Genomic DNA, 14,735 nt, shown 5'->3' with positions numbered 1-14,735 from the left:
GGTTTTTTTTTGAAAAAATCCCATTAACGCTAAAAAAGGAGTTTCCCCATACATATTTAAGGAGTGGATATAAATGAAGTTTTATATTGCTTCGGGATTTCAAAATAAACATCTTGTACGTTTCGTTTCAAGCCAGTTGAAAGAAGTGGGATGGCAGCATACATATGATTGGACGAAAAATGAAAGAGCAACCAATAGAGAACAATTGCAAAAGATTGGTGAAGAAGAACAAAAGGCGATACGAGAAGCTGATGTCTTCTTACTCATACTAGAGGGTGGGAATGGAAGTCATACAGAGTTAGGGATGGCAATTGCTTTAGAAAAGAAAATTTATATATATCACAAGGACAATGAATTGCAAACTACGTTTTACCATTTACAAGAAGTTGATGTTTTTGAAGGAGAAATTGAGGGGCTTGTCTCATATATATTGAATAAAGTGGAATGTTAGACGTGGGAATGTAGCCAGAAATATTTCTTGCAAAAAAGAGTGAAGGTTACCATTAGTCTATTTTGGGCACAGTTATTATAAGTAAAGTATATAAAGGAGTTATACATATGAAATTAGAAAATGGATGGGAAACAAGTTTTTTAGAAGTTGTACAAAACAGTGAATTTAAGAAAGATGCAATTCTTAGTCAATTGCTTTTTGCGGATAGTGAAGAAGTAGAAGAGCTTGTTGATGATTACGGTTATGAAGAGATTATTGAACGTGAACATGATGATGAGTTAGCAGGAATTTTAGGAGAAGAACTTTTTAGTGAGATGGAGCGAAACGTATTCTTATCTTCACAGCCAGAAGAAAAACTTATTTCATTCGTAAATGGATTAGGTTTTCATGTGTTAGATTGGATCGTGCTTCTTGAAACAGAATTTGGCATTGATAGCGCAAATTTCACATCGGATGCAGTGAAAATGTTAGAAAAGCGTTTTAGACAGTTCCCATATATAGAAGAGAAGACAATTTTTGATATGACGTTTGGAGAAGCAATGGATGTATTAGAGTCTGTAACAGGTTTGCATTTAAAAGAAAAGATGGGTGTTTAAAAAAAGAACGTGATAGCTTCACGTTCTTTTTTTTTTACATAATAATAATTTTATCATCTAGCTTTGTTTGTCCAGTAAGAAGTGCATTTAAATACTCTACTTTTCGTATGCAAGCTTGTATATGTCTTTCAACCTCTTGTAACTCTGCTTGGTGATGCGTTTCAATTGGATGAATTTGTACGTTGAATTTTTCGAATTGACTACTATATGTTATTTCTGCATAGCCGTTCATAATATCGGTTTCGTTATGAAATAAAAATTGCTTCGTTTCTTCACAGAATGATACATCCTGAAAGCCATATACTTTTAATGCTTCAATTACTTTTTTAATCATTTTTGTATTCATTTTTTAACCCTCTTTACGAAGTTCTACTTATATATTATAACATAAAAAATTACGTAGAAAGCGCTTCCAAGTGTATTTTATTATAAACTTTACGTTTCAATCATAAAAATGAAACAAAGAAAAAATAATTGTAAAGAAGGAAGGACTCTTTTATTGTTTCGTCATATATATAGAGAAATAGTGCAATGAAAGGAAATTTTCCGAGGTGGAGATTGTATTTCCAATTTGAGCGCAGTAAAAGAGGTGAGAATCTTGAACTTTGATATTGTAGGACAAAAAGCATATATAAAAGATGGGCCGCATCGGAACCGAATTGGAACTGTAAAGAAAAATGAAAAACAATTAGAAACCCACTTTGCTATTGTAATTGGGGAACAAAGTATTGCTGTAGAGCTAAAGGATATCGTGTTAGTTGGAGTAGATGTAGGACAATTTCATAAATGGTGCGAGCAAAATGGTTATTTGTAAAAGGACGGGCTTTGAGATAATGAAATATATTTGAGAAAAAGAGAATATGTTATTGTATTCTCTTTTTCCATGTTTAAGGAGTCGGAAATGAAGTATAAAGAACAAGAGTTTACATTGGAGTTAAAAGAGCAACTAGAAGAATACTTAGCGTGATAACTTTCAAAGTAAGATGTATAGAGATGGAATATAATGAAAAAGACGCTAACAGTTTATTATGTTAGCGTCCTTTTTTATTATGAAGCAATTTCCCCAGTTTTTACATCGTCTTGATTGTACGTATCTTGATCTAATTCACCAAGCCATTTACTAGAAATAAGACCAGCTGTCATAGAACCACTTACGTTAAGAGCTGTACGGCCCATATCGATTAATGGCTCAACCGATATAACAAGAGCGACAATGCCGATTGGTAAGTTCATTGTAGATAGTACGATTAACGCTGCGAATGTTGCACCGCCACCAACGCCGGCAACACCGAATGAGCTAATAGCAACGACAGCGATTAAAGTTAAAATAAATTGTGGTTGTAATGGATCAATTCCTACAGTTGGAGCGACCATCATTGCAAGCATTGCTGGATAAATACCTGCGCAACCGTTTTGACCGATAGATACCCCGAATGAAGCTGCAAAGTTTGCGATACCCTCGGAAATACCAAGTTTTTCTTTTTGAGCTTCAATGTTTAATGGCATTGCACCAGCGCTAGAGCGAGAAGTGAAGGCAAATGTTAATACCGGGAACACCTTTTTCAAATATTGAATTGGATTTAAACCAGATAGAGCAATTAATAATAAGTGAATAACGAACATTACGATAAGTGCTACGTAAGACGCTAACACGAAGTTACCAAGTTTTAAAATAGCGTTAATATCGCTACCAGCAACTGTCTTTGCCATAAGAGCTAATACGCCGTATGGAGTAAGACGTAAAATTAATGTTACCATGCGCATTACGATTGCATACACAGCATCAAGCATCTTCTTAAATAGCTCTGCTTGTTCTGGATATTTTCGTTTTACACCGATAAAGGCGATACCGATAAAGGCTGCAAATATTACAACAGAAATTGTTGATGTTGGCCGAGCGCCTGTTAAATCAAGAAACGGATTTGTAGGCAACAATTCTAATAATTTGTCTGGAATTGTTGTCTTTTCGATAGAAGTAAATCTTTCTTCAACTAGCTTCAGACGAGCAGATTCTGCATCACCTTGTTGTAAACCTGTTGCTGATACATCAAATCCTGCGCTTGCAGCTATACCGACAGCTGCGGCAATTCCTGTAGTAAGAATTAAAATTCCGATAATAAGACCACTGATTTTACCAAGATTTTTCGTTAACTGTAATTTTGTAAATGCTGAAATAATAGATACTAAAATAAGTGGCATAACAATCATTTGAAGTAATTTTACATAACCGTTACCAATTAAACTAAACCAGTTATTTGATTCGATAATTACTTTAGAAGTAGGCTCATAAATAAATTGTAATGTGAGACCGAATATAATTCCGACTCCTAAAGCAGTAAATACACGTTTATTAAAAGATACATGCTTACGTTGCATATAATATAATACGCCAACTAAAATGAGCATGACGGCAACGTTAATTCCGACAAGCAGTGTATTCATGGTAATTCCCCCTAATTCCAATGTGTTATATAGAATATAAGGTAACAAAACCTATAAGTCAACTAGGAAATCGCGGAATTTAAAAAAAGATGGCAAATTGCCATCTTTTAATGTCCAGCTCCAGGGACAAGTAAAAATGTTGTGTACCATGTAAATCCGATGAAGAAAACGGTTAAATATGCCCCGAATACGTATATATACATACGCTCTGTTAATTTTAAATAGCTTAAAAGTACGAAGAAACCTGTTTGTCCTAAAAATAGTAGTGCTGCTGAATTCATATCCCCTACGTAAAACATAACCGAGAAAATTCCAGTCCAAAAGCCGAGAACGCGAAACATGCGCTCCATGCCATCTCCCTCCTTTTCTAAAAAAAGTAAAACCTCTTTTCATTATAGTTTATTTTTCTAACTATTGTAAATATTCATTCACATAAAAGAAAGAAGCCAATTATAATATTGACTTCTTCTTAGTTGAAAAACTAAATTTGAACTTTATAGTTACAAGATTTGCATCCATCTAGTAGACTATCGTTTCGTGTTAATTCCACGTTCGGGAATAGGATTTCAAAAATCCCTTTCATCATATCTCCGTGCATATTACAAATTTCAGTCGGATGATGTGCAGCAACTTCTTTAAACGGACAATTGTGTACATCATAGAAAATTTTTGTGCCATCCGTACTTATTTCAAAAGCAGGAGATAAACCAGCTGTTGAGAATGCTTCTTTTGCGATTTGCATTTTTTGTTCTATCGTCAATGCTTCTGCACTTACATTTAAGCGATGCATATGTTGTTGCATTAATTCTTTGCCGAATTGTTTCCCTGTTTCATATAGCGCTTTTTCACCAGCGCTACCTAAGCTTAGCAGTGAATTAAATGCTATCTGCGCTAATAATTGATAATCGCGAAATGGGAATTGTAACTGGATGACATCTTGAGACAAGACGTATAGTCTGCTTGGTCTGCCGCCTTTCCCAGTTTTTTTTGTTTCTGATTTGAGCATATTAACATCTTCTAATTTAGATAAATGTAAACGCGCTACGTTTGGATGAATGTTAAACTCATCTGCAATTTCTTGTACAGTTACGTAATTATGCTTTTGAGAAATATATTTATAAATGTAATAACGAGTAGGGTCAGATAACACACCTGTAATTTTTAAAGCTTGTTCCATTAGGATCTCCACCTTTATCACTTTATCCAAGATATTAACATTATAATACAGATAAACTTCTATATAGGTAATTTCAGACAATAGTTCGGAAATTGTTCATAAATTCACAAACATATTTTTCCTTTTTCTCTTAGTGAAAATACAAAATTCTTAATTTTTCTTGTGCATTTTTTCATGATATATACATAGTGAGGAGGGAAACTTGATGAATAGTGTCGAGCTTTTTGCAAATATGATTATGAAAGAAGCTTGTAGGGTGCAAGCATCAGACTTACATATTGTGCCCAGGCAGAAGGATGTGGCGATTCAATTACGTATAGGGAAAGATTTAATTACGAAACGGTGTATTGAAAAGGAATTTGGAGAAAAGCTTGTTTCGCACTTTAAGTTTTTAGCATCAATGGATATAGGAGAGAGGAGAAAGCCTCAAAATGGTTCATTATATTTGCAAATTGATGGATCAGAAGTGTATTTACGCCTTTCAACCCTTCCAACAGTATATCAAGAAAGTCTAGTTATTCGCCTCCATTTACAAGCATCTGTTCAGCCGTTGTCTCATCTTTCGTTATTTCCAAGTACAGCGGAAAAATTACTCTCTTTTTTAAAGCATCCGCATGGGTTACTCGTATTTACTGGGCCGACTGGTTCTGGAAAAACAACAACAATGTATGCGTTATTAGAAGTAGCTAGAAAATGGCAAACACGTCGCATCGTTACACTTGAAGATCCAGTTGAGAGAAGAAAAGACGGTTTATTACAAATTCAAATAAATGAAAAAGCTGGTATCACATATGAAACGGGATTAAAGGCTATTTTGCGTCACGATCCAGATATTATTTTAGTTGGCGAAATTCGTGATGAAGAAACAGCAAAAGTAGCTGTAAGAGCCAGTCTGACGGGACATTTAGTGATGACAACCTTGCATACAAATGATGCGAAAGGAGCGATACTACGATTTATGGATTATGGTATTACAAGGCAAGAAATTGAACAATCATTATTAGCTGTAGCTGCTCAGCGACTCGTTGAATTAAAATGTCCATTTTGCAGAGGGAAATGTTCAACTTTATGTAAATCAATGAGGCAAGTAAGGCAGGCGAGCATTTATGAACTGTTATATGGATACGAATTAAAACAAGCGATTAAAGAAGCAAGTGGAGAACATGTTACGTATCACTATGAAACGTTGGAATCGTCGGTGCGAAAAGGGTATGCTTTAGGCTTTTTAGAAGAAGATGTATACGTTTAAGGGAAAATAGAGTTTAAGTGATCAAGTATCATTATGGAAAAGATTAAGTGATTTATTAGAGAAAGGTTACTCACTTTTGCAGGCACTAGAATTTTTGCAGTTTCAACTACCATTAGGGAAGAAATTACAGTTACAGCGTATGATCGAGGGATTGAAAAATGGACAAAGTTTGCACGCTTCTTTTCACCAATTAATGTTTCATCCAGAGGTGCTAAGTTATTTGTTTTATGCAGAGCGACACGGTGACATTTCTTTTGCTTTGCAACAAGGGAGCGTACTTCTTTACAAGAAAGATAAATATAGGAAAGATATGATGAAAGTGATGCGATATCCTATGTTTTTATCATTTTTTTTAATGATTATGCTTTCTGTTTTTAACCTCATTTTATTGCCTCAGTTTGAAATGATGTATAGTTCTTTACGTTCTACAGCATCACCACTTACGGAGCAAATTTTAGTTGCAATTAAATTATTACCTTACTTCATTTATATCATTTTTCTTATCGTTATAACGGGATTTAGTTTATATATTTTTTATTTCCGAAAACTTCCGCCTACTCAAAAGGTAAAGATTATGATCCGTATTCCCCTTATGAAAACCTTACTTATTTTAAAGCATTCGCATTATTTTTCCGCTCAATTAAGTGGTTTATTACACGGTGGATTGTCGGTACACGAAGCATTAACAATAATGATGAAGCAAAAGTATCATCCGTTCTTTCAGTATGAAGCAGCCCGAATTGAGCGGCAATTAATTGCAGGAGAACCGTTACAATCTATTATTGATAAAAGCGGTTATTACGAGAAAGAACTTTCTTATATCATTACGCATGGACAAGCAAACGGTAATTTAGCAAATGAGCTTGGTGATTACAGTGAGCTCATTATTGAAAAGGTAGAACAAAAAATTAAACGTATGTTGTTTGTGATTCAACCCATTTTATTTACATGTCTTGGGGTTATAGTCATTTTGATGTACTTAGCGATGATTATGCCGATGTTTCAAATGATGAATTCTATTTAGGGGGCATTTACATGCAGAATGAGGAGGGTTTTACTCTTTTAGAAATGTTATTAGTTATGGTTGTCATAACTGTATTATTACTATTAATTATTCCAAATGTAGTTACACAGCGCTCATCCGTCCAAGGAAAAGGATGTGCAGCCTATGTGAAATCTATAGAAGCACAAATACAAGCATATCACTTGCAACATAATAAGATTCCATCAATAGAGGAACTTGAAACAGGAAAGTATATTACTTCTAAAACTTGCCCGAAAGGTGAACCAATCCATATTTCCGATGATGGTACGGTATCAGCTGGGAAATCGTGAAGCAAAAAGGTTTTACACTTTTAGAAATGCTACTTGTCTTATTTGCTATTTCTGTACTGAGTGTTGTTACGCATTTTAACGTTACTTCATTACATGAAAAGCAAAAAGTTGAGCAGCTTTTGAAACAGTTTTCAAATGATATTTTATATATGCAGCAGTTAGCGATTAAGCGTCAAAAACATTATACGTTACGCTGGCTTAAAGAAAAACATATGTATTATATCTCGGAATCGGAGACCGGATTTTTAATTGCTAAGAGAGAATATGATAAAGATTTCCAAATTGATCTGCATACCTTTCCAAATCCAATGACATATAATCCGAGTGGAAATATTAATAGAGGTGGTACGATTTTACTTTCTTATCGGGGGTATAAATATGAGATTGTATTTCAGCTTGGAAGAGGGAGATTTACGTATCGTGAAGTGTCAAAAAGGATCAGTAATGGTTGAAATGGTTGTAGCGTTAAGTTTAATAATGATGGCGGTATCGTTATTGCTCCCGCAAACATTATTAATTATGCAAGAAAGAAAAAATATAAAAATGAGCTATAAAGCATTAATATTATTAAAAAAAGAAGCGGCCGTATTTATGTATGAGAATGAGGAAAAGCGAGTAAAAGAGCAAGTCATAAAAGGAATTGTATATTACACATATTGGAGAGGAGATGAAGTTTGTACGATGTGGAAAGATATGAGAGGAAAAGCGATGGAGCAATGCCTTTATGCAAAGGAAAAATAAAAAAGAAGCGGGATTTACATTAATAGAAATGATTGCATGTTTGTTGCTTTTATCAATGTTCTTTTTACTTTTACCACGTCTTCATATTATGGGGATAGAAAATACACATTCAAAAGGATTAAATGACTGGGAGTGGGATGTGTTTTTAGGACAAATGCAATTAGAGTTTCGTGAAGTATCAAGTGGGAGGAAGATAGCACTAGAAAATGGTGGGAATATTTTGCGCTTCCAACTTCGTAATGGTGATCAGGTGACGTATGAAAAGGTGAATAGTAATTTAATAAGAAAAGTAAATATACGCGGAAGGGAATTTATATTACAAAGGATTGAAGCGATTTCGTATAAATTAACACCTCATTTGTTATATATATATGTGAAAGATATAAGTGGTGAAATATATGAAGGCGTGGCTGTGCGCTATAGTGAAATTGAGATAGAAACATGAGAAAACAAGATGGATTTGCAATGCCAGGAACAATTATTTTTCTTATTTTATTCATTTCTTTTTTGATGTACGAAACGAATATGTTACTTTCGGATAAAAAATTTTATTCTGAAATAGAATAAAGTTTTTTCATGGAGGAACTTGTTGATCGAGCTATTTCAGATATAAAAAGAGACTTACAGCAAAAAGAAAAAGAGGATGTTTTTTTATTTCAGTATGAAAGAGGAGAAGTGAGTGGAAAGTACGTCTTTGCAAATGATGGTATTATCATTTCGTTGCAATGTGTTACAAAAAAGAGAGTTTTCTACACAGTGAGCTTTCGCTATAGGAAACAGGATAATAAAATATTGGATTGGGTAGAAGGATAATGTGTAAAATAAGCGGGAGAAAACCATTAATTCCCATTGTGGAGTGAGTCAATTTCTTTGTGGAAAGGGATAAAAAGGATGAATAAAAGTTTGAATTTTCTCAAAAAGATAAAGGTTGAAAGAATATGATATATTCATGCTATCCAAACATTTTTTCTAGGGAGATTAGGAAATGACAAATAACAATCAAATAGGTGAAAATAAGGAACAAACTATTTTTGATCATAAAGGAAATACGATTATGACAGAGGATAGGGAAATACAAATTATTTCAAAATTCGAAGAACCTCTTATTGTCGTATTAGCAAATGTATTAAGTGATGAAGAGTGCGATGAATTGATTGAATTGTCTAAAGATAATATGAAACGTTCTAAAGTTGGTTCATCACGTGATGTAAATGATATTCGAACAAGTAGTGGTGCATTTTTGGAAGAGAATGAACTTACTTCGAAGGTTGAAAAACGAATTTCATCTATCACGAATGTTCCTGTAGCGCATGGAGAAGGATTGCACATTTTAAATTATGAAGTGGATCAAGAATATAAAGCGCACTATGATTATTTTGCAGAACATAGCAGGTCAGCTGCTAATAATCGTATAAGTACTCTTGTGATGTACTTAAATGATGTAGAAGAAGGCGGGGAAACATTCTTTCCGAAATTAAATCTTTCTGTACACCCTAGAAAGGGAATGGCAGTATACTTTGAGTATTTTTATCAAGATCAATCACTAAATGAGCTTACGTTACATGGAGGAGCACCTGTAACGAAAGGTGAGAAATGGATTGCAACGCAGTGGGTGAGAAGAGGTACTTATAAGTAAAAGTGAGCCAGCTTGTTTGATTGCGAGAAAATAGTGAGTATGTTACGTTTTGTTCTTCATAGCATAAGAAGAACAAAACGTTTTTTTATTAAATAAAGTAACATCTTTCGTTATAATAACAAATAATAACGGATGGTTGAGAGGAACGAAAATGAAATCTATATACATAACCGGCTATATGGGAGCTGGGAAAACAACAATTGGAAAAGCGTTAAGTAAAGAACTTTATATGGAAGTTGTAGATACAGATCAAAAAATCGAAGAGCAGAAAGAGAAAGCGATTCGGAATATTTTTGCAGAAGAAGGCGAAATGGTTTTTCGGGAATATGAAAGTGAAATGTTACGTTCACTACCGGTTCAGAATGTAATTATTACAACTGGTGGAGGGATTATTGAACGAGAGGAAAATCGAAAGTGGATGAGGGAAAATGGAACTGTTGTGTATTTATATTGTGATCCACATGTAATTGCAGACAGGCTTCGTGAAGATACGACACGTCCACTATTTCAGAAGAAAGATATAGATGAATTTGTAACGAAATTTGAATTGCGCCGAGCTTATTATGAAGAGGCTGATATTCATATCGATACGACAAATAAGTCGGTAAAGCAGATTATGAATGAATTAAAGCAAAAGATTAATGAATAAAAAAGTGGACATACTAATCAAGTAGAGGTGATGATAATATGTCTACTAATGATTATGTACGCTTTGTGACACAGCAATTTGTGTCATATATGGATGCTCCAAAAGAGGATCGAAAACAACAGAAACAACAACGTCGTGCGGAGAAAGAGCCATTCTTAAATAAATGGTTTGGTGTTATGCCACTGAGCGCTACTTTGTTTTATCGAAATGTAAAAAATAAAAGAAAAAAATCAAGCTAACTTTTTGGTAGTATGTCTAGCAAAATAAAGATCCCCTAGTGCAACAAGCTGCTAGGGGATCTTTATTTATTGTTGCACAGATTCTTTTTCTTCAGTAACCGCATGTATCTTATTATTTACCCATACAAACCCTATTCCGATACAAATAGAAATCCCCCAGCCAACAGCGGTCATAATAGCTCTCATTTCACCATATCCATCTACACCGAAAACAGAGATGAAATAGATTTTCAAGAAGCTTTTTAATATAAATTGAAGACCGAAAAATAGTGTTAAATATTGCAGTGCTGGATATATACGACTATCACGATAAAGTTCACGACTTTTATCACGATCATGACCTTGCAGTGCTGAAATGTCCGCTGCGAAATATAACATGAGTGGCTTTTTTATAAAGATTGTACATATAACGATGCAGCCAAGTACGATATGATAATATGCATCATTCCATAGCATTCGTTCCGCTGATCCAGATATTAAGTCTACCGTTGTATTAGAAATGAGTGTAATTAAAATAAAGAACCCTGTAACGTTAAACTGTTTTTCTTTTTTAAAGGTATACAGTGTATAAATAATTCCCGGAACAGAGGAAATTAACATTGCGTAATAAGGATCGATATAAGGCTTTGCAAATTTCCAAATGAGGAATGGGAATACGAGATAAAAGACAAGATCTAATATAGCTTTTTTATTTTGATTCATACAAATCCTCCTTAAGTCATACATATATTTTATAATATAATTTCTGAAAATTGTATAAGGTTTAATAAAAAAAAGAAAAGTAGATGATTAGTAGATTAAAAAAATTGTCCCTAGCGTAGTAAGTTTTTTTAGTGTACAATAAAGGAAACGCTTTCATTTTTGGTTTGTTCACAAAATGGACGGAAAATCACATATTTACTATTGATATGTTGCTTTATAATGAAACTAATTAAATATACATGCATACAATATTGTGAAATAAATAACATAAATAATCTATATAAATGTAAACGTTATCAAAGAGAGAGGTGGAGACAATGAGTAAATTTTTCTTCAATCATAATCCAGCAACATTAGAGGATGGAAGACTTGTTAAGTATGCTGAAACTATTTATGGAGAAGGTGGCCGTTCTGTATTAGAAAATTTAATGGTGAAGGCATCTATCAGATTGCGTGATCGTTATCCAAATAAATCTGACGAACAGATCTCGAACCTCGTAAATCAAGGCATCCATGATATGTTTCAAAAATACGTGAATGAGTAAGAGCAGCTAATGGCTGCTCTTATTTTTTTGTATAAGGATTGTGCTTTTAGCTGAAAATAAAGGTGCATTTTGAAGTGTGTAAAAAGGAGGGAAAAAGATGAGCAATGGAATTGGTCGTTCAAAAGAAAATCTTCCAACTGATGCAAATCATGTAAGCGCGAAGGATCGTGCATATCAAAAACGTATGACAGAGAAAAAACAACAAGAGCGTAATGACGATAGAGAATAGGATGGAAAAACATCTTAAAGAAAGCTCCTTCAACAGTTGAAGGAGCTTTCTTTAAGATAGAAAATGATTTGCGGTAACATAAAAGAGACCGCCGTTTATAATTTGTATTGTAATGCGTGGTTCGTATTGTTCTTGTAATGCTTGCTTTTCAATTTCATAGCTTTCTGGAAGTTCATCGCTATCTTCGTAAAAGCGATTTAAAAGGTCTAAATCGTGATTCCAACGCACTCTCGCTTCTTTTGCCCACGTGTGGTCATCTTCAGCGATTATACTTTTTAAAGCATCCTCTATACGTTGTAAGCCACTTTGTGGCTTAATGATAGGTGAGAGCGTAAAACAAAAATCAGGTATTTTCGGTGTGAGTTTGATCTCTGCTAAAGTGTCATGAAAGTTTGCAATCATTGTCCCGGAAATAAGATGAATACCGATGGAATGAAGTATGTCTTTTTTTCGATCGCATTGATAAGATACTTTTATATTTACACCAAGCCAAGGATGAAGGGGGGTATGAGTTGCCCCGCTATGTTTCACTTCCTCATATAAACGTATATATGAGCCTAGTTCTTTTGTCGTTTCAAATATTTGATGCAAACGTGGTGAACCGTAATGAATAAGTTCACCGTCGTTTTCTTCGTTTTCTGGATTTGTAATAAGAGTAAGGCGCATCGGGTTCGGAACGCCTCCTGTTTTTTCAAGATAGTGCCAATAGAAAGGGCGGTTCATTAATAATTTATCCATTTCAATTGTTAACTGCACGTCTAATAGGTGGGGGGAACGTTCTAAAATTTCGCAGTTATTCGCCTCAAAAAAGTTGTATAAGTAATTATGAATTTCATTTTGCTGCATAGTCCTGCACCTCTGCTTCATTGCGCTTCGCAAAATCGATAATAGATGTTAAATTTTCCATCTTGATTCGAATTTCACCTTCGCTTTTTGACTGAGCGAAAATTTCTTGAATATGCGCATCAATATTTTTCATGTTGATTCTCGTTAAAATTTCATCGAGTTCACCGATTACACGTTCAAATAAATTAATTTTTTCATATAGTAGTTTTAAAATGTGCTCTTCAACAGTATGCTTTGTTGCTAAGTTATAAATATGAACATCATTTTTTTGTCCAAGGCGGTGAATACGTCCAATCCTTTGCTCAAGTCGCATTGGATTCCACGGTAAGTCGTAATTAATCATATGGCTACAAAATTGTAAGTTAATTCCTTCACCACCAGCTTCGGTCGCAATTAATACTTGGGCATGAGTTTGGAAAAGCTCCTTCATCCAATCTTTTTTTCCGCGCTTAAATCCACCGCGAAATGGGACAGAGGAAATGCCATGTTGTTGTAAGAACCATTGTAAATACATTTGTGAAGCTCTATATTCAGTGAAAATAATGACTTTATCGTCAATTTCTTTTATAAGCTCTAGTGCTTTATTTGCTTTGGAGTTGAACGGAATATGATTAACTTTATCCATAAGCACATCAATATGTGGGTCCTTTATGTAATGCTCATTTTCTTTCTGCCGTTTTTCTACATGTTTTTTTAATGAATAGTAAACAGCTTCACGACTACTACATGCTTCCCGTTTTAAAGTTAAGGATGAGAAAGCAGATGTGAAGGCATTTTGTCCACGCCAATTTTCAATTTCATTATACAAAGCTTGTTCTTCTTCATTAAATTCAATGAAGATTGTTCGTACATGCCTCTTCGGCCAATCAATTCCAGTGTTATGGCGTCTATTTCGAACCATTACTTTATTGATAAGAGCTTTTAAATCTTCATCGGATTCAGTGGAACGATTTTTGGAAGCATAATATTCTTCAAAATTAGATTGATTGCCTAAATGACCTGGTTTTAATAAAGAAACGAGGTTGAAGATTTCATCAATTTTATTTTGAACAGGAGTTGCAGTTAGTAATAAACAAAACTTCTTTTTTAATCGCTGTGCAAATTCATAGTTTTTTGTTTTATTATTTTTTAGTTTATGTGCTTCATCGATAATAATAAGGTCATACTCTAGGTTTAAAACGATATCGCGATGCGGTGAACGTTTCGCAGTATCAATTGATGAAACGATGACATCAGCTTGTTCCCAAGAATAACTTTTCTTTTGAGCGACCGCAGGAATAAAAAATTTTGTGTTTAGTTCATACGCCCACTGAGATACGAGAGAAGCTGGAACGAGAATGAGTACCTTTTTTACAAGTCCTCGAACCATATATTCTTTTAAAATAAGTCCAGCTTCAATCGTTTTTCCAAGTCCAACTTCATCTGCTAGAATCGCTTTACCATTCATTTGTTCAATGACATTTTGAGCAACCTCTAATTGATGTGGAAGCGGCGTGAAATGTGATAAATGTTTCGGTGCTTGCAATCCATCAAAAGTAGGGACGAGTAATGATTTCTCTGTTTTATAAGCTAAATGATATAAATCCCAATTTGTCCAAGGACCATCTTCATCAATTCTTTTTAAAAAATTGTTTTGCCACGTTCGATCTACGGAAATATCGACATTCATTAAGACTCCCCCACCTTTTATAAACTAAAGTGATTATTTAAAAAATCTTTATTACAAGCCTCGTAATAAGGCACTATCACAATTACTAAAAGTTAAAGAATAAGCAATGATAAAGTGAAACTTTAATCATTGGGGGTTTTGTCCATCCCAAAATGATTATTAGCCTTCACCAATCGGGCAGTTATCTCCCACCTAACTTCCTCGCATTCGCTGAATTTTGAAGTGGGAG

At 34.2% G+C, this 14,735-nt stretch carries 21 protein-coding genes and 2 pseudogenes; 15 read left to right on the top strand and 8 right to left on the bottom strand.

Annotated features, from left to right (window positions below; genetic code table 11):
- Positions 1–73 precede the first annotated feature (73 nt).
- Together MR071_RS02250 and MR071_RS02245 are read left to right on the top strand one after the other, a co-directional pair.
- The gene (locus tag MR071_RS02250; protein ID WP_105584502.1) at positions 74–451 is read left to right on the top strand and encodes a nucleoside 2-deoxyribosyltransferase; all 378 of its coding nucleotides are present in this window, start codon (positions 74–76) and stop codon (positions 449–451) included.
- Positions 452–558: 107 nt separating this feature from the next.
- Entirely contained in the window at positions 559–1,047 is a 489-nt protein-coding gene (locus MR071_RS02245) for a hypothetical protein (RefSeq protein ID WP_142395750.1), read from the top strand.
- A 34-nt stretch (positions 1,048–1,081) separates the two neighbouring features.
- Here the strand turns inward: MR071_RS02245 and MR071_RS02240 are convergent, their stop codons facing one another.
- Positions 1,082–1,393, bottom strand: coding sequence for a hypothetical protein (locus MR071_RS02240; protein ID WP_105584504.1), 312 nt, complete (start codon positions 1,391–1,393; stop codon positions 1,082–1,084).
- Between the two features lie 252 nt (positions 1,394–1,645).
- Between MR071_RS02240 and MR071_RS02235 the strand changes: the two genes are divergently transcribed.
- The gene (locus MR071_RS02235) at positions 1,646–1,861 is read left to right on the top strand and encodes a DUF3912 family protein (protein WP_002111839.1); all 216 of its coding nucleotides are present in this window, start codon (positions 1,646–1,648) and stop codon (positions 1,859–1,861) included.
- A gap of 233 nt (positions 1,862–2,094) precedes the next feature.
- Here MR071_RS02235 and MR071_RS02230 read toward each other — a convergent pair whose 3' ends face one another.
- The 3 genes from MR071_RS02230 to MR071_RS02220 form a co-directional block, all read right to left on the bottom strand.
- Positions 2,095–3,489, bottom strand: a complete 1,395-nt coding sequence (locus MR071_RS02230) for an L-cystine transporter (RefSeq protein WP_242234745.1) — start codon at positions 3,487–3,489, stop codon at positions 2,095–2,097.
- A gap of 107 nt (positions 3,490–3,596) precedes the next feature.
- Positions 3,597–3,839, bottom strand: a complete 243-nt coding sequence (locus tag MR071_RS02225; protein ID WP_105584506.1) for a DUF2626 domain-containing protein — start codon at positions 3,837–3,839, stop codon at positions 3,597–3,599.
- A 131-nt stretch (positions 3,840–3,970) separates the two neighbouring features.
- Positions 3,971–4,666, bottom strand: a complete 696-nt coding sequence (locus MR071_RS02220) for a helix-turn-helix transcriptional regulator (protein ID WP_105584507.1) — start codon at positions 4,664–4,666, stop codon at positions 3,971–3,973.
- 205 nt (positions 4,667–4,871) lie between these two features.
- Here MR071_RS02220 and comGA point away from each other — a divergent pair, with 205 nt between their 5' ends.
- The 10 genes and pseudogenes from comGA (at position 4,872) to MR071_RS02170 (ending at position 10,515) form a co-directional block, all read left to right on the top strand.
- Positions 4,872–5,915: a competence type IV pilus ATPase ComGA gene (gene comGA, locus MR071_RS02215; protein WP_242234743.1), complete on the top strand. Its 1,044-nt coding sequence runs from the start codon at positions 4,872–4,874 to the stop codon at positions 5,913–5,915.
- A 10-nt stretch (positions 5,916–5,925) separates the two neighbouring features.
- Positions 5,926–6,939: pseudogene (comGB, locus tag MR071_RS02210) on the top strand (competence type IV pilus assembly protein ComGB); the annotation flags it as partial.
- Positions 6,940–6,950: 11 nt separating this feature from the next.
- Entirely contained in the window at positions 6,951–7,250 is a 300-nt protein-coding gene (gene comGC, locus MR071_RS02205) for a competence type IV pilus major pilin ComGC (RefSeq protein WP_002088623.1), read from the top strand.
- Entirely contained in the window at positions 7,247–7,702 is a 456-nt protein-coding gene (gene comGD, locus MR071_RS02200) for a competence type IV pilus minor pilin ComGD (protein ID WP_105584510.1), read from the top strand. The genes comGC and comGD overlap by 4 nt, the downstream gene beginning before the upstream one ends.
- Positions 7,695–7,991: a competence protein ComG gene (locus MR071_RS02195; protein WP_105584511.1), complete on the top strand. Its 297-nt coding sequence runs from the start codon at positions 7,695–7,697 to the stop codon at positions 7,989–7,991. Before comGD ends, MR071_RS02195 begins: the two co-directional genes overlap by 8 nt.
- Positions 7,975–8,436, top strand: coding sequence for a competence type IV pilus minor pilin ComGF (comGF, locus tag MR071_RS02190; protein WP_105584512.1), 462 nt, complete (start codon positions 7,975–7,977; stop codon positions 8,434–8,436). Before MR071_RS02195 ends, comGF begins: the two co-directional genes overlap by 17 nt.
- Positions 8,433–8,804, top strand: a pseudogene (gene comGG, locus MR071_RS02185) (competence type IV pilus minor pilin ComGG). The gene comGF and the pseudogene comGG overlap by 4 nt, the downstream one beginning before the upstream one ends.
- Before the next feature lie 172 nt (positions 8,805–8,976).
- Positions 8,977–9,627 carry a 2OG-Fe(II) oxygenase gene (locus MR071_RS02180; protein WP_105584514.1) on the top strand — a complete coding sequence of 217 codons (651 nt, stop codon included), beginning with the start codon at positions 8,977–8,979 and terminating at the stop codon, positions 9,625–9,627.
- 151 nt (positions 9,628–9,778) lie between these two features.
- Complete coding sequence (locus MR071_RS02175; RefSeq protein ID WP_105584515.1) at positions 9,779–10,276, top strand: shikimate kinase; 498 nt, start codon at positions 9,779–9,781, stop codon at positions 10,274–10,276.
- Between the two features lie 38 nt (positions 10,277–10,314).
- A complete protein-coding gene (locus tag MR071_RS02170) occupies positions 10,315–10,515 on the top strand; it encodes a YqzE family protein (protein WP_105584516.1) in 201 nt (66 codons plus the stop codon).
- 66 nt (positions 10,516–10,581) lie between these two features.
- On the opposite strand, the gene MR071_RS02165 is transcribed toward MR071_RS02170, so the two are convergent.
- Complete coding sequence (locus tag MR071_RS02165) at positions 10,582–11,217, bottom strand: VC0807 family protein (protein ID WP_002015010.1); 636 nt, start codon at positions 11,215–11,217, stop codon at positions 10,582–10,584.
- Positions 11,218–11,345: 128 nt separating this feature from the next.
- A complete protein-coding gene (locus tag MR071_RS02160; protein WP_105584763.1) occupies positions 11,346–11,462 on the bottom strand; it encodes a GTP pyrophosphokinase in 117 nt (38 codons plus the stop codon).
- A 72-nt stretch (positions 11,463–11,534) separates the two neighbouring features.
- On the opposite strand from MR071_RS02160, the gene MR071_RS02155 reads away from it, so the two are divergent.
- Together MR071_RS02155 and MR071_RS25450 are read left to right on the top strand one after the other, a co-directional pair.
- Complete coding sequence (locus MR071_RS02155; RefSeq protein ID WP_105584517.1) at positions 11,535–11,762, top strand: hypothetical protein; 228 nt, start codon at positions 11,535–11,537, stop codon at positions 11,760–11,762.
- A gap of 97 nt (positions 11,763–11,859) precedes the next feature.
- Complete coding sequence (locus tag MR071_RS25450; RefSeq protein ID WP_000064671.1) at positions 11,860–11,991, top strand: hypothetical protein; 132 nt, start codon at positions 11,860–11,862, stop codon at positions 11,989–11,991.
- A gap of 51 nt (positions 11,992–12,042) precedes the next feature.
- Here MR071_RS25450 and MR071_RS02150 read toward each other — a convergent pair whose 3' ends face one another.
- Together MR071_RS02150 and MR071_RS02145 are read right to left on the bottom strand one after the other, a co-directional pair.
- Positions 12,043–12,837 carry a YqhG family protein gene (locus MR071_RS02150; RefSeq protein WP_002088611.1) on the bottom strand — a complete coding sequence of 265 codons (795 nt, stop codon included), beginning with the start codon at positions 12,835–12,837 and terminating at the stop codon, positions 12,043–12,045.
- Positions 12,824–14,506 carry a DEAD/DEAH box helicase gene (locus MR071_RS02145; RefSeq protein ID WP_105584518.1) on the bottom strand — a complete coding sequence of 561 codons (1,683 nt, stop codon included), beginning with the start codon at positions 14,504–14,506 and terminating at the stop codon, positions 12,824–12,826. Before MR071_RS02145 ends, MR071_RS02150 begins: the two co-directional genes overlap by 14 nt.
- Positions 14,507–14,735 lie beyond the last annotated feature (229 nt).

This window comes from Bacillus cereus group sp. BfR-BA-01316 (assembly GCF_022664195.1).
Taxonomy (GTDB): Bacteria; Bacillota; Bacilli; order Bacillales; family Bacillaceae_G; genus Bacillus_A.
Note: the sequence above shows the minus strand (reverse complement) of the source record. Positions and strands in the feature narration are given on the sequence as shown.